Below are 12,994 nucleotides of genomic sequence, written 5' to 3'. Positions count from 1 at the left end.
TGCGCGTCAAGCATGGCGAGCGTGCGAGGTCGTCACGCTCTTACGTCGCTCCGGGGCGCCCGGATCGGTCCTCGTCGGCCTCGGGTGCGACGCCGCGAGCGCGCAGCTCGGCCCAGACCTCGTCGCGGTCGACGTGCACGAGGATCGCGATCACGTCGCCCGGTCGCGCCCACTCCAGGCCGCGACGGATCGCCGCGACCTCGCTCTCCACCCGCTCGCACGCGATCCCGAGCCCTTCGAAGCTGCGCTCCAGCAGCGCCGGGACCTCGCCCGGGGCCCGGCCGCGCAGGTAGTGCTCGAGGTCGCGGGTCAGCACGAGGTCGGGCCCGAGCGAGGCGACCGCGCGGGCGATGTCGCGGATGTCGTCGTCGCGGCGGTCGCCGGCGATGCCGAGGCTGACGAGCAAGCGCGCGCCGGCGCGGATCTGCGCCAGCAGCGGGGCGAGCCCGGCGATGCCCGCGGGGTTGTGGGCGAAGTCGAGGAACAGCTTGGCGTGGTCGAGCGCGACGAGCTGCGCCCGCCCGGGGTTGTCGACGAAGCTGCGCAGGCCGGCGGCGATGGCGGCGTCGGGCAGGCCGACCGCGGCGGCCAGGGCAGCGGCGGCCAGCGCGTTGGCGACGTTGTGCGTGGCGGCCCCGCCGAAGCAGAACGGCAGCTCGTCGATCGCCACCACCGCGACGTCGGGCTCGCCCCCGCGGCCGCGCGTGAGCTGGCCCGCGGCCGAGACGAACCACACCTCGCCGCCGGCCGCCCGGTGGCGCTGAAGCTGCGGGTGCTGCGGGTCGCGCGAGAACCACACGACCGGGGCCGGGAACGCGTCCGCGGGCAGGTCGAGCAGCGGGTTCGGCTGCGGGGTGGCCGAGGCGACGGGTGATGGCTGTCGGGGCATGTCCGATGGGACATGCTCTGGTGCCAAGGTCCCCGGGGACATGTCCGAAGGGCCAGGCACAGCGATCGGGGCGTCGGCGCCGAGGACGATGCGGCCGTGGGGGGCGACCACGCGGGTGACGACTGCCTTGACGCGGGCCATGGCGGCGAGGTCGTCGATGCCGTGCTCGCCGAGGTGGTCGGCGGAGACGTTGGTGATGCAGGCGGCGTCGCAGCGGTCGACCGCGAGGCCGCGGCGGAGGATCCCGCCGCGGGCGACCTCGAGCACGGCGAAGGTGACCCGCGGGTCGCGGAGGACGATCCGCGCCGCGCCGGGGCCGGTCCAGTCGCCGGTCTCGACCACCTGCTCGGCGACCGCGAGGCCGTCGGTGGAGGTGTTGCCGGGGACATGGCCCGCGGTGCGGGCGATCCGGGCCAGCAGGCGCGCGGTGGTGGTCTTGCCGTTGGTGCCGGTGACGAGGGCGACGGGGATCGGCCTCAAGCTGTCCCACGGGACATCCGCGGGCGCCGGCGCGAGGGCCCGCGGCCACACGCGCGAGCGGGCGCCCTCGCCGAGCGAGAGGTGGTCGTCGTCGAGCAGCAGCGGGACGCCGTGGGCCTCGGCGGCGGCTTGCAGGGCCGGGAGGACGGCCAGGCGCTCGCGCTCGCGGGCGGCGAGGAGGGTCGGCGCGAGCTCGTCGAGCTCGCGCGGCGGCTCGCCGACGAGGGTCCGCTGGGCGCACTCGACGGCCCACTCGGTGACGTCGACTGCGACGTACAGCGCGTCGGCCGGGGCCGGGAACACCAGCGCGGCCCCGCGATCGCCGAGCCACCGCCGCACCACCGTGGGCGCGTCCCAGCCGAGCAGGCGGGCCGCGCGGGCGACCGCGTCTTGCCAGGCTGCGACGGCCCGCGCGACGTCGTCGCCGGCCTCGAACTCGACCTCGGCGATCGCGCCCGGGCCGTCCAGGTCGAGGTTGACCCCGGTCAGCCGGCGGGCGTCGAGGAGGCGCATGCTGCTGTCCCTCGGGTCAGGTCAGTCCTCGATCCCGGCGTCGCGGGCGATGCGGACGCCGCGGGCGTCCTCGACCACGCCGGCCGGGGCAGGGTGCGCGTCGAGGGGGCGGTCGTCGTTGACCGGGCCGGTCAGGCCGGCGGGCTGGCCGGCGAGGTGGCCGGTGGGGTTGCTCGGCAGGCCGACGGCGAGCTGGCCGACGCTCGAGGTCGCGGCGGCGCGATTGGCCGGGGCGAACCGGTCCTCGCGGAAGCGGACGATCTGCTTCCAGCAGCGCGAGATGTTGTCGCCGAAGATCAGCAGCAGGTCGCCCTGATCGCAGGCGGCCAGCGCGGCCTCGATCGAGCGCTGCTCGTCGAGGATGATCTGGATCTTCTCCTCGGCGACGCCGGCCTGCAAGAGGCCGGTGCGCAGCAGGTCGGCGACCTCGCCGGAGGCGCGACCGCGCAGGCCGTCGTCCTGGCGGATGATGAACTGGTCGAACGCCGGCGCGGCGTGGCGGGCGATCTCGGCGATGTCGGCGTCGCGCCGGTCGCCGGGGGCCGCGAGCACGCAGACCCGCTTGCCCTTGACGTCGAGCCGCGACACCAGGCTGGCCATGGCGCGCACCGCCGCGGGGTTGTGGCCGTAGTCGAGGATGACCTTGAACGGCAGCTCCTCGAACACGTTGAGCCGGCCGGGCGCCTGGAAGTAGGTGCTGTCGAAGGTGCGCAGGCCCTGGCGGATGTTCTCGAGCTTGACGCCCATGGCGTAGGCGACGCAGGTGGCGAACATCGCGTTCTGCACGTTGTGCAGCGCCTTGCCCTCGAGGGTGGCGGGGATCAGGTGCGTCCACAGCAGCGGGATGTGCGAGCCGCGGTCGTAGACGGTGATCATGTCGCCGTTGATGCCCTCCTCGAGCACGACCGCGAGGCCGCCGGCGCGGATGTGCCGGCGCACGAGGTCGTGCTTCGGGCTCATCGTGACGTAGCCGATCCGCGAGGCCTGGGTGTAGTCGGCCATGCGCAGGCAGTGCTCGTCGTCGGCGTTGAGGACGGCGCAGTCGCGCGCGACCTCGACGACGATGCGCTTGAGCTCGGCGAGTTGGTCGAGGTTGTCGATGCCGCCGAGGCCGAGGTGGTCGGAGGTGACGTTGAGGACGGCGCCGACGTTGCAAGCGCGGTAGCCCATGCCGGCGCGCAGCAGGCCGCCGCGCGCGGTCTCGAGGACGGCGAGGTCGACGAGAGGATCGCGCAGGACCATCTGCGCGGCGACCGGGCCGGTCATGTCGCCGACCACGGTGCGCTCGCCGTCGATGTAGACGCCGTCGGTGGTGCACAGGCCGACGGTGGCGCCGGACATCTTGTGGATGTGGGCGATCATGCGGCAGACGGTGGTCTTGCCGTTGGTGCCGGTGACCGCGGCGATCGGGATCCGGCTCGGCGTGCCGGGCGGGAACAGCATCTCCATGACCGGGCCGGCGACGTCGCGCGGGGTGCCCTCGGTCGGGGCGACGTGCATGCGGAAGCCCGGCGCGGCGTTGACCTCGCAGATGCCGCCGCCGACCTCGCGGTAGCTGCGGGTGATGTCGGGGGTGATGAAGTCGATGCCGCAGATGTCGAGGCCGATCGCCTTGGCCGCCCGCACCGCCATCTCGCGGTTGTCGTGGTGGCACACGTCGGTGAGGTCGATCGCGGTGCCACCGGTGCTGAGGTTGCCGGTGCTGCGCAGGTACACCTCCTCGCCGGCCGCGGGCACGGTGTCGGCGGTGTAGCCCTTGAGCTCGAGCAGGCGGCGGGCCTGGTAGTCGAGCTCGATGCGGGTCAGCACCTTCTCGTGGCCGATGCCGCGCCGCGGGTCGCTGTTCACCAGCTCGATCAGCTGGGCGATGGTGCGCTCGCCGTCGCCGACGACGTGGCCCGGGACGCGCTTGGCGACGGCGATCAGCTCGCCGGCGACGACCAACATGCGGTGGTCGAAGCCGGGGATGTAGGTCTCGACGATGACGCTGTTGGAGTGCTCCTGCGCCTTTTCGAAGGCGGCCCGCACGGCGGCCTCGCTCTGCAGGTCGATCGAGACGCCGCGGCCGTGGTTGGCGTCGAGCGGCTTGACGACCACGGGGAAGCCGAGGCGACCCGCGGCCGCGACGGCGCGGTCGGCGTTGCGCACGAGGTGCTGGCGCGGGACCGGCAGGCCGAGGTCGCCGAGGATCTTGTTGGTCTCCTCCTTGTCGCTGGCGATCTCGACGGCGATGTGCCGCGTCTCGGAGGTGACGGTGGCGCGGATGCGCTTCTGGTAGCGGCCGTGGCCGAACTGGACCAGCGACTGGTCGTTGAGGCGGATCCACGGGATGTCGCGCCGCTCGGCCGCCCGCACCAGGGAGGCGGTCGACGGGCCGAACTGGCGCTTCTGGGCGAAGGCGATCAGGTCCTCGAGCCGCGACTTGAAGTCGAAGCCGTCGGGCACGCTCTTGCGGCCCTCGAAGCCGTCGGGCAGGAGCGAGTGCAGGAGGTCGAGCGCGAGGTCGCTGGCGGCCTCGCCGACGCGCTCCTCTTCGTACTCGTAGACGACGTAGTACTGGCCGGTGGCGCCGGTGCTGCGCGTCTTGCCGAAGCTGACCTTGGCCCCGGTGAGCACCTGGATCTCGATCGCCACGTGCTCGAGCACGTGGCCGAGCCAGGTGCCGCTGTCCTCGCGCAGGCGGCGGACGAACCCGCCCGCGTCGCCGTACGAGCAGGTGTGCTGTTGCAGGCTCGGCAGCGCCTCGAGCAGCCCGTCGACGAAGCCCGGGATCGTCGCGCTCGGCCACTGCTCGAGCTCGCCGAGGTCGAGGTTCATCCGGATGACCGGGAAGTGGGCGTAGAGGTTGGGACCGCGGTAGACGCGACGCTCGAGGATCTGCATGATGTCCCTTGGGGCAGGTTGTGACGGGGCGGAGGTCTCAGCGCCGCGAGGCGAAAAAGTGGATCGGTCAGTCGTCGTCGTCGGGCGGCGGCAGCGGCGGCACGGCCTCGCGGGTGACGAAGTTGTAGCGCGCGCCCTTGGTGAGGATATGCAGCTTGATGCCGGTCAGACAGATGGGTTGACCGGGTTTCGCGAAGGCCATCGACGAATGCTCGAGGTTGGCGACGTCCACCAGGGTGATGGCGCCGGCGCCGTCGACGTGCATGACGTCGTCCGGGCCGAGGAAGGCGGCGGTGTCTTCGTCGAGGCCGATGCCGACGGCGAAGGGGTTGAAGGCGAGGACCGACAGCAGTCTGCCCAGCCGGTCGCGCTGGCGGAAGTGCTGGTCGATGACGACGCGGTTGGTCAGGCCGAAGCCCGGCGCCAGAGATGCGAGCCCAGCCTTGGGGGTCGCGCCCCCCTGGCCGAAGGCGATCATGTGCTCCGAGAGAATCGCGGCGCCGGCGGACGTGCCGCCGACGGTGACGCCGCGAGCGTTGAGCTTGCGGATCGATTTGGCGACGGGGGTGCCGCCGAGGATCGTGCTGAGCTGGAGCTGGTTGCCGCCGGTGAAGAAGACGCCGGTGGCATGCTCGAGGATGCCGAGCCAGTCCTCGCGCTCGGCGTCGGCGCGGGTCTCGAACGGCAAGGCGCGAGCGCTGTGGGCGCCCAGCTGGCGGAAGATCTTCTCGTAGCGCGCGCCCGTGTCGGGCAGGCGAGAGGCGGTGGGAATGACGGCGATCCGGGCGCCCGCTCCGCCGCTGACCTCGACGAAGCGGCGGAGGATGACCGGGTCCTGCTCCTTCTCTTCAGCGCCGCCGACGGGGACGATCCACCCGCGGCTGTGGTGCTCTTCGATGCGTGCTGGGCTCACGAGGCAGACCTCTCGAAGGGCCCGCATACCACTGTTTGGCCGCCCTGGATCAGCCAACGTCCGCGGGCGATCACGCCGGCGATGTGACCGTGGTCGTCGAGGGCGACGAGGTCCGCGTCGGCCCCCGCGGCGAGCCTGCCCTTGTGCCCGAGGCGCAGGAGGTCGGCGACGTTGGTGGTGAAGATCGGCAGGACGGTCGCCAGCTCCTGCCCGCGCGCCAAAAGCTCGGTCAGGGTGTCGCTGAGGGTGGTCGGCCGCCCGACGTCCATCGCGCAGATGTGCCCGTGAGCGTCGAACACCGGCATGCAGCCGGCCCCGTCAGAAGAGCATGTGAGCCGGCTTACCGGCAGGCCCTGCGCGATCCAGCGGTCGATGGCGTCGGCGGCGTAGAGGCTGTCCCCGGGGTCATCTTCGGGTGGGAAGGCGGTGACGTCGACGCTGCAGCCGCGCGCCACCAGCTCGCCGGCCTCGACGAACAGCCGGCGGTTGCGGTTGACGTGGGTCGGGTGGAACACCCGCGGCGGCAGCTCGCTCACGTCGAGGGCCCGGCGCACCAGATCGAGGCCGCGCAGGCCGTCGCCCATGTGCAGGTGCACGATGCCGGCCTTGCCCGCCATCATGCCGCCGACGTGGGCGTCGGCGGCCACGCGCAGCAGCTCGTCGAGGGTCGGCTGCGAGGAGCGGTGGTCGGACAGGGCGAGCTCGCCGACGCCGATGATCGGGTCGACGAACACGAGGTCGCGACGCACGCTGCCGGTCAGCGTCGGCACCGGGAGCTCGTAGCTGCCGGTGTAGCACCAGGCCGACAGACCCTCGTCGCGCAGGCCGAGGGTGCGCGCCACGAGGTCGGCGACGGTGCGGGTGGTGCCGTCGGTGCCGAGGACGCCGACGACTGTGGTGATGCCGGCGCGCGCGAGCTGGCTGAGGCCGATCGGCGGGACGCGGGTGCTCGGGCCGGCCTCGCCGCCGCCGCCGATCAGGTGGACGTGGGCGTCGAGGAGGCCGGGGATCAGGCGGTGGCCGCCGAGGTCGTGGACGCGGCACAGCTCGGGCGGGAGGGCCGGCAGGTCGCGCCCGATCGCGGCGATCTTGCCGGCCGCGAGCAGGACGTCGCACACGCCGAGCGGCGCCGGGGCGAACACCTCGGCGCCGCGCAGGAGCTGCAGCAACGGGCTGGCTGAAGGGACATGTCCGGAAGCGCCAGGGGGGCCAGCCATCGACCCGCGAGTCTAGCCGAGCTCGGCAGGGCCGGGAAGCGGCGGGCGCGGATGAAATGTCCGGAGGGACATGTCCGAAAGGGCATGCCTCGACCCTGACCGCGGATAGCGCCCGCGGATGCGGGCGCGAGGCTCGGCGCTCGGCCGGAGCTCCGGGGCTACGGGTTCAGGACCGGGGCGGGGACGACGGGGCCGAACTCGGTCTTGTCGGCCGAGGCCACGTCGTCGCAGGCGTCGCCGCCGAGGTCGTCGGTGTAGACCGTCGAGGGGGCGCCCTGCAGGTACATGGTGCCGCAGCCGCCGTTGCCGTAGGCCTTGTCGGGGTCGCAGCGGACGCAGCGCCAGCCGCTGCTGGAGCCGTTGCCGCGGTTGCACACGAACGCGTCGTCGCAGAAGTACGAGCGGCAGTGCTGGTCGAGCACGTCGAAGCCGCGCACCGCGCTGTTGCCGGCGACCGCGGCGACGCCCTTCGGCGCGCACACGCGGACCTCGGTCGCCTCGGGGTTGTCGGCGTCGCCGCTCAGGGTCTCGTAGGTGCGGACCTCGAGGCCCTCGTTGCAGGCGCTGCCGTTGGGCGGGCAGCCGGCGCTGCCGTACAGCTCCTGAGCGCACGAGTAAGCGCCGGTCTCGTCGAGCGCGTCGTTGTAGGCCTTGGCCACCGGGACGCTGTCGTCGTTGGCGTAGGGCGCCGGGTTGCAGCTCACGTCCTCCTTGTCGAGGACGCTGCAGACCTTGTTGTCCTGGCTCTGGGTGAAGCCGCCGCCGCCGCCGCCGGCCGCCGCACAGCGCGACTGCCCGCGCCTGTCGGCCAGCGCGTCCTGCAGCGGGACGTCGCAGTCGTCCGGGTTGTCGCAGCGGAACACGCCGTCGCCGTCGGGGTTCATGATGAAGTTGCAGCCGAGCGAGGCGACCACGGCGAACAGGGCGGAGGCGACGAGCGAGCGGATGGGCATGAGCGGTGTGCGGCCTTAGACGGGTACGCCCGCCGAGGATACGGAGGGGGGCGGAGGAGCGCAAGCCGGGATCTGGACCTCGAAGGCGGTGCCCGTGGGCCCGGTCGAAGCCACGCGGACGCTGCCTTCGTGGTCCTGGACCAACTGCTGGACGATCGACAGCCCGAGGCCGGTGCCCTGCGGCTTGGCCGTGAAGAAGGCCTCGAACACCTTGTCGACGTCGGCGACCGGCAGGCCGGGGCCGTTGTCCTCGACGCTGACGCGCACCACGCCCGCGCCCTGGCGCAGGCGCACGGCGATCTTCGGGGTCCGCGCGAGGTCCGAGGAGAGATCGCCGAGGTCGCTCACGTCGTCGGCGGCCCCGCCGCGATTGCCGACCAGCGCCTCCCGGGCGTTGCGCAGCAGGTTCATGAACAGCTGCCGCAGCTGGCCCGCGTCGCCCAGCACCCACGCGGGCCCGGGAGCGTCGACCTCGACCTCGACGCCGGCGCTGCCCAGCTCCTCGGCCATGAAGTCGAGCAAGCTGTGGAGCTCGGCCGCGAGGTCGGTCGGCACGCGCTCCGGCGGCTTGCGTCGGGCCAGGCCCAGGTAGTCCTCCGTGATCGCGGTGAGGCGATCGATCTCCGCGGTGATCTTGCGCAGGAGTTGTTGCGCCTCGGGGCTGGCCGAGGCGATCTCGTCGTCGAGCAGCTCGACGTTGAGGGCCACGCTCGACAGCGGGTTGCGGATCTCGTGCGTCACCTGGGCCGCCAGCTGGCCCACGGCCGCCAGGCGCTCGCCGCGGATCAGCCGGCGCTCGCGCTCCTGCAGCGCTTCGGCCATGTGGTTGAACTCGAGCGCGAGGCGGCCGACCTCGTCGCCGCGCAGGGCCCCGGGGGCGGCCACCCGCTGGGCCCAGTCACCCTCGCCGAGCTGGCGCACGCTGGCCGCCAGCCGCCGCAGCGGCCGCAGGGTCCAGATCACGCCGAGCGCGGCCAGGAGGGCCATGACTGCGGTGGCGGCGGCCAGCAGGGCGATGGTCCGCTCGGTTTCGCGCTCGCGCTCGCTGACCTGGATCTGGAGGTCGATGATCGCGCGCGAGACCTGCTCGTCGAGGCGGCGGAACAGCTCGGTGATCTCGTTCTCGCTGCGCACGTCGGCCAGCGCCTCGGCCGGCTTCAGATTGGCGGCCGCGGCGGCCAGGTCCTCGAGGCGGCTCAGGACCTCGCGGAACTCGCGGAGCGTGCGGACGGCCTCCTCGCCGCCGAGCCGCTCGGGGTGGGCGATCGCGCTGTCGAGCACCGAGCGGGCCTGCTGGACCTGTTCGGCGCGCGTCTCGAAGGCCTCGGCCAGGGTGGCCTCGAGGCCGCCGCTGAGGCGCTGGGCTTCGCTGCCGCGGCGCTCCCGAGCGTGCGTGGTGATGCGGACCGACTGGCGATAGGCGGTGGTGAGATCCTGGTTGAACTTGACGTAGATGATGGTCAGGAGGTCGAAGCTGACCTTGAGGGCGCGCAGCTCGCGGATGATGAGCAGCGAGGTGACGCCGCTGGTGATGACCACGAGGACCACGAGCGCGGTGATCCGCACGGCGAGGCTGTGGCGCAGGCGCAGAGGCGGAGCTGGCGGTGGGGGGAGCCCGGGCGGCACGCGCGGCGATGATGCCGTGTCGGCGCGGCCGGCAAAACCGGCAAGGTCGCGGTACGGCCCGGGTCGGTGAGAAAAACCGTGCGCGCGCTCCGGCGGTCGCGGCCGTCCGCAGGGGCCTGATGACGCGGGCCTCTTCCCTGGCGGCGCATCCCGTGCGACGTTTGGGCCCCGATGTCGCCCCGCCCGCGCCGACTGTCCCCGCCTGCGACCGCCCTGTCGCTGGCGCTCGCCCTGTCGCTCAGCCTGCCCACGACCGCGGCCGCCGCGCCGGTGGCGGGCAAGGGCTCGGTCCTCACGCTCGAGGGCGACGATCCCGCCAAGGCGGTGGCGCTGACGAAGGCGCTGCAGTCGGAGTTCGCGGCCCGCGGGGTCGGCGGCGGGCGCGACATGTCGCTGTCGGAGCTGAAGCTGACGATGGGCTGCGACGAGCCGCCGTCGCCGAAGTGTCTGGCCGAGGGCGGGCGCACGCTCGGCGTCGACAACATGGTTTACGGGTCGCTGGCGAAGAGCGGCGGGGGGTACGTGGTGCAGCTGCACCTGCTCGACGTCGGCGGGGCGAGCGTGAAGGAGTCGGTGACCGCGGAGTACCCGGCGTCGGCGCTCGAGGCGGGGCAGGTGCAGGCGACCGCGAAGGACCTGGTCGGCCGGGTGCTCGGGGCCGAGAAGACCGCGGAGCCGGTGCCGGCGGAGACGGAGCCGGAGCCGGAGCCGCAGCCGGAGGCGGGCAAGTCGAAGCTGGTGTGGGGCCGCTACAAGGACCAGCCGAAGTGGAAGAAGGCCGGCCTGGCGGCGTCGGCGACCGTCGCGGTGCTGGCGTTCGGCGCGGGCATCGGCCTGTTCATGGCGTGGCGCAAGCCGAACGGGCCGGTCTTCAAGAAGATGCTGCAGCTCGCCGAGGACTCGTACGACAACAAGAGCACCGACGACGACGTGCGCTACGGCGAGGGCGAAGACATCTGTCGCAACGCCCGCGCGCCGCTCGGCGACGGCGTGACCAACGCCGCGGTCGCCAACCAGTGCACCCGCGGCGAGAACATGGCCAAGGCGACCACCGGCATGCTCGTGCTCGGCGGCATCGCCCTCGCCTCGACGATCGCCTTCACCACGTTGATGTTCGTCCACCGCGAGACGCCGGGGATGGCCAAGATGCGCAAGCACGGCGTCAACTTCGGCGCCGCGCCCACGTTCGGCGGCGGAGTGATGTTCGGCGGCGGCATGCGCTTCTGACCGGCGCCGGCCCGCGCGCCGGTGTCGACAATCGCGCTCGGACGACCGCGTGATGCGGTCGTCGAATCGTGAAATGATGATAGTTGACGAGGCGGCGGGGTCGTGTTATTCCCAGCCCGTCATGCTTCGCGCCACCAACATGCTCCAGTCGCAGCTCGCGCTCTCGCAGCCGCAGCTCCTGGATTTGTTGTGCGCCTGAGGCGGCGGCTCCGGGCGAGCTGCAGGACGTGCTTTGACCGGGTGGTAGACCCGGTCTGCGAGGCTTTCGGCGCCTGAGCGCCGAGGCCCGGCGTAGGCCGCGATCGCGCTGACGATCGGCGGTGCTGCGCCGGGACCTCGCATTGTTGCCATTGCTGCGTATGTCCGAAGGGACATGCGGCGCATTGGCCTGACGAGACCATCGGGTGCAACTCCCGAGGGATCTCATTGCGTAGTGCCTGGGAGACCAGGAGAAGATGTGAGTATGTCATGAGCATCAAGCCCCACCTGAATTGCGGGACGATCGGCCACGTCGATCACGGCAAGACCACCCTCACGGCGGCGCTGACCCGCGTCTGCGCCGCGCACTTCGGCTCGAAGGCGCGGGCCTTCGAGGACATCGACAACGCGCCCGAGGAGCGGGAGCGCGGGATCACGATCAACGCCGCACACGTCGAGTACGAGACGGAGGGCCGCCACTACGCGCACATCGACTGCCCCGGGCACGCCGACTACGTCAAGAACATGATCACGGGGGCCTCGCAGATGGACGCGGCGATCCTGCTGGTGGACGCCAGCCAGGGGCCGCAGCCGCAGACCCGTGAGCACATCCTCCTGGCCCGCCAGGTGGGGGTGAAGCAGATGGTCGTGTTCCTCAACAAGGTCGACGTCGCCGACCCCGAGATGCTCGAGCTGGTCGAGCTCGAGGTCAACGAGATGCTCGAGCGCCAGGGGTACCACGGCATCCCGTTCGTGCGCGGGTCGGCCCTGCAGGCGCTGCGGGGCGAGGACGAGCGATCGATCCTCGCGCTGCTCGCCGAGCTCGACCGCATGACCCTGCCCGAGCGCGATGTCGCGGGGCCGTTCCTCATGCCGATCGAAGGGGTCTGCACGATCGCCGGCCGCGGTACGGTGGTGACCGGCCGCGTCGAGCGCGGGACGCTGAGCACCGGGGCGACGATCCAGGTGGTCGGCCGCGTCGACGGGCGCCCGCTCGAGGCGGTGGTGACGGGGATCCAGATGTTCCACAAGAACATCCCGGAGGCCCGCGCGGGGCTGAACGTCGGGATGCTGCTGCGCGGGGTGGACCGCGACCAGGTCGAGCGCGGGCAAGTGGTGATCGCGCCCGACTCGATGCGGCCCCACTCGGCCGGGACGGCGGAGATCTTCACGCTCACCGAAAAGGAGGGCGGCCGCCACACGGGCTTCGGCACCGGCTACGCGCCGCAGTTCTTCTTCGGCGCGTGCGACTCGACGGCGATCCTCGACGTCGGGGCGCTCGGCTCGGTGACCCCGGGCGACCGCGCGACGGTGCGCTTCAAGCTCGGCAAGCCGGTAGCGTTCGAGCCGGGCATGAAGTTCGCCATCCGCGAGGGCGGCAAGACGGTGGGCGCAGGCGTGGTCCTGGCTGCCGAGTGAGCCGATCCTGAAAAGAAAAGAGCGTCGGCCGGTTCGTGGAACCGGCCGGCGCTCTTTTTTTACGAGGAGGCGTTCGCGGGATCAGAGGGCGTCCTCGGCCTCGCTGTCGCCCTCGTCCTCGGGGTGCGGTGCCTCGTCCTCGTTCCCTTCTTCGGGGTGCGGGGGCTCGTCCTCGTCCTCGTCCTCGGGGTGCGGGGGCTCGTCCTCGGGGTGCGGGGGCTCGTCCTCGCCCTCGTCCTCGTCCTCGGGAGTGCCGTCATCGTCGCCGTCGTCGGCGTCGTCGTCGGCGTCGGTGTCGTCGGCGTCTTCGGCGTCGTCGGCGTCGCCGTCGTCGGCGTCGTCGTCGGCGTCGTCGTCCTGGTCGTCCGGGGTGCCGTCGTTGTCGTCGTCGTCATCCTCGTTGTCGTCGATGCCGTCGTCGTCGACGTCGTCCTTGTCGTCGTCGTCATCCTGGTCGTCGATGCCGTCGTCGTCGTCGTCGTCGTCCTGGTCGTCGTCGACGCCGTCGTTGTCGTCGTCCTTGTCTTCGGGATCGTTGATGCCGTCGCCGTCGCGATCGAACACAGAGCCGTTCAGATCGATGTCACAGCCGGCGGAGCCGAGCGAGAGGGCAGTGAGCAGTACGAGGGGCAGGGAGCGGATCAGCATGAAGCGTGCGTCCTTCGCTGCTGAAGTC

The 12,994-nt window shown here is 72.1% G+C and carries 9 protein-coding genes; 2 read left to right on the top strand and 7 right to left on the bottom strand.

Annotated features, from left to right (window positions below; genetic code table 11):
• Window positions 1–40: 40 nt before the first annotated feature.
• The 6 genes from OV090_RS17510 to OV090_RS50725 form a co-directional block, all read right to left on the bottom strand.
• Complete coding sequence (locus OV090_RS17510) at window positions 41–1,882, bottom strand: Mur ligase family protein (protein ID WP_267704839.1); 1,842 nt, start codon at window positions 1,880–1,882, stop codon at window positions 41–43.
• Between the two features lie 21 nt (window positions 1,883–1,903).
• Window positions 1,904–4,765, bottom strand: a complete 2,862-nt coding sequence (gene cphA / locus OV090_RS17505; RefSeq protein ID WP_267704838.1) for a cyanophycin synthetase — start codon at window positions 4,763–4,765, stop codon at window positions 1,904–1,906.
• Between the two features lie 67 nt (window positions 4,766–4,832).
• Complete coding sequence (locus tag OV090_RS17500; protein WP_276600643.1) at window positions 4,833–5,705, bottom strand: cyanophycinase; 873 nt, start codon at window positions 5,703–5,705, stop codon at window positions 4,833–4,835.
• Window positions 5,675–6,895 (bottom strand): beta-aspartyl-peptidase, encoded by a 1,221-nt coding sequence (gene iadA, locus OV090_RS17495; protein ID WP_267704836.1) that lies wholly within the window; start codon window positions 6,893–6,895, stop codon window positions 5,675–5,677. The genes OV090_RS17500 and iadA overlap by 31 nt, the downstream gene beginning before the upstream one ends.
• Before the next feature lie 158 nt (window positions 6,896–7,053).
• Window positions 7,054–7,848, bottom strand: coding sequence for a hypothetical protein (locus tag OV090_RS17490; protein WP_267704835.1), 795 nt, complete (start codon window positions 7,846–7,848; stop codon window positions 7,054–7,056).
• A 15-nt stretch (window positions 7,849–7,863) separates the two neighbouring features.
• Complete coding sequence (locus tag OV090_RS50725; protein ID WP_267704834.1) at window positions 7,864–9,474, bottom strand: HAMP domain-containing sensor histidine kinase; 1,611 nt, start codon at window positions 9,472–9,474, stop codon at window positions 7,864–7,866.
• A gap of 171 nt (window positions 9,475–9,645) precedes the next feature.
• Here OV090_RS50725 and OV090_RS17480 point away from each other — a divergent pair, with 171 nt between their 5' ends.
• Both OV090_RS17480 and OV090_RS17475 read left to right on the top strand, forming a co-directional pair.
• Window positions 9,646–10,701, top strand: coding sequence for a hypothetical protein (locus OV090_RS17480; RefSeq protein ID WP_267704833.1), 1,056 nt, complete (start codon window positions 9,646–9,648; stop codon window positions 10,699–10,701).
• A gap of 468 nt (window positions 10,702–11,169) precedes the next feature.
• Complete coding sequence (locus OV090_RS17475; protein ID WP_267704832.1) at window positions 11,170–12,318, top strand: elongation factor Tu; 1,149 nt, start codon at window positions 11,170–11,172, stop codon at window positions 12,316–12,318.
• Between the two features lie 81 nt (window positions 12,319–12,399).
• Here the strand turns inward: OV090_RS17475 and OV090_RS17470 are convergent, their stop codons facing one another.
• Window positions 12,400–12,966 carry a hypothetical protein gene (locus OV090_RS17470; RefSeq protein WP_267704831.1) on the bottom strand — a complete coding sequence of 189 codons (567 nt, stop codon included), beginning with the start codon at window positions 12,964–12,966 and terminating at the stop codon, window positions 12,400–12,402.
• Between the last annotated feature and the right edge of the window lie 28 nt (window positions 12,967–12,994).

It is taken from the genome of Nannocystis sp. RBIL2 (assembly GCF_026626745.1).
GTDB lineage: Bacteria > Myxococcota_A > Polyangia > Nannocystales > Nannocystaceae > Nannocystis.
The sequence above is the reverse complement of the archived record's forward strand: the minus strand, read 5'-3'. Positions and strand labels throughout refer to the sequence as shown.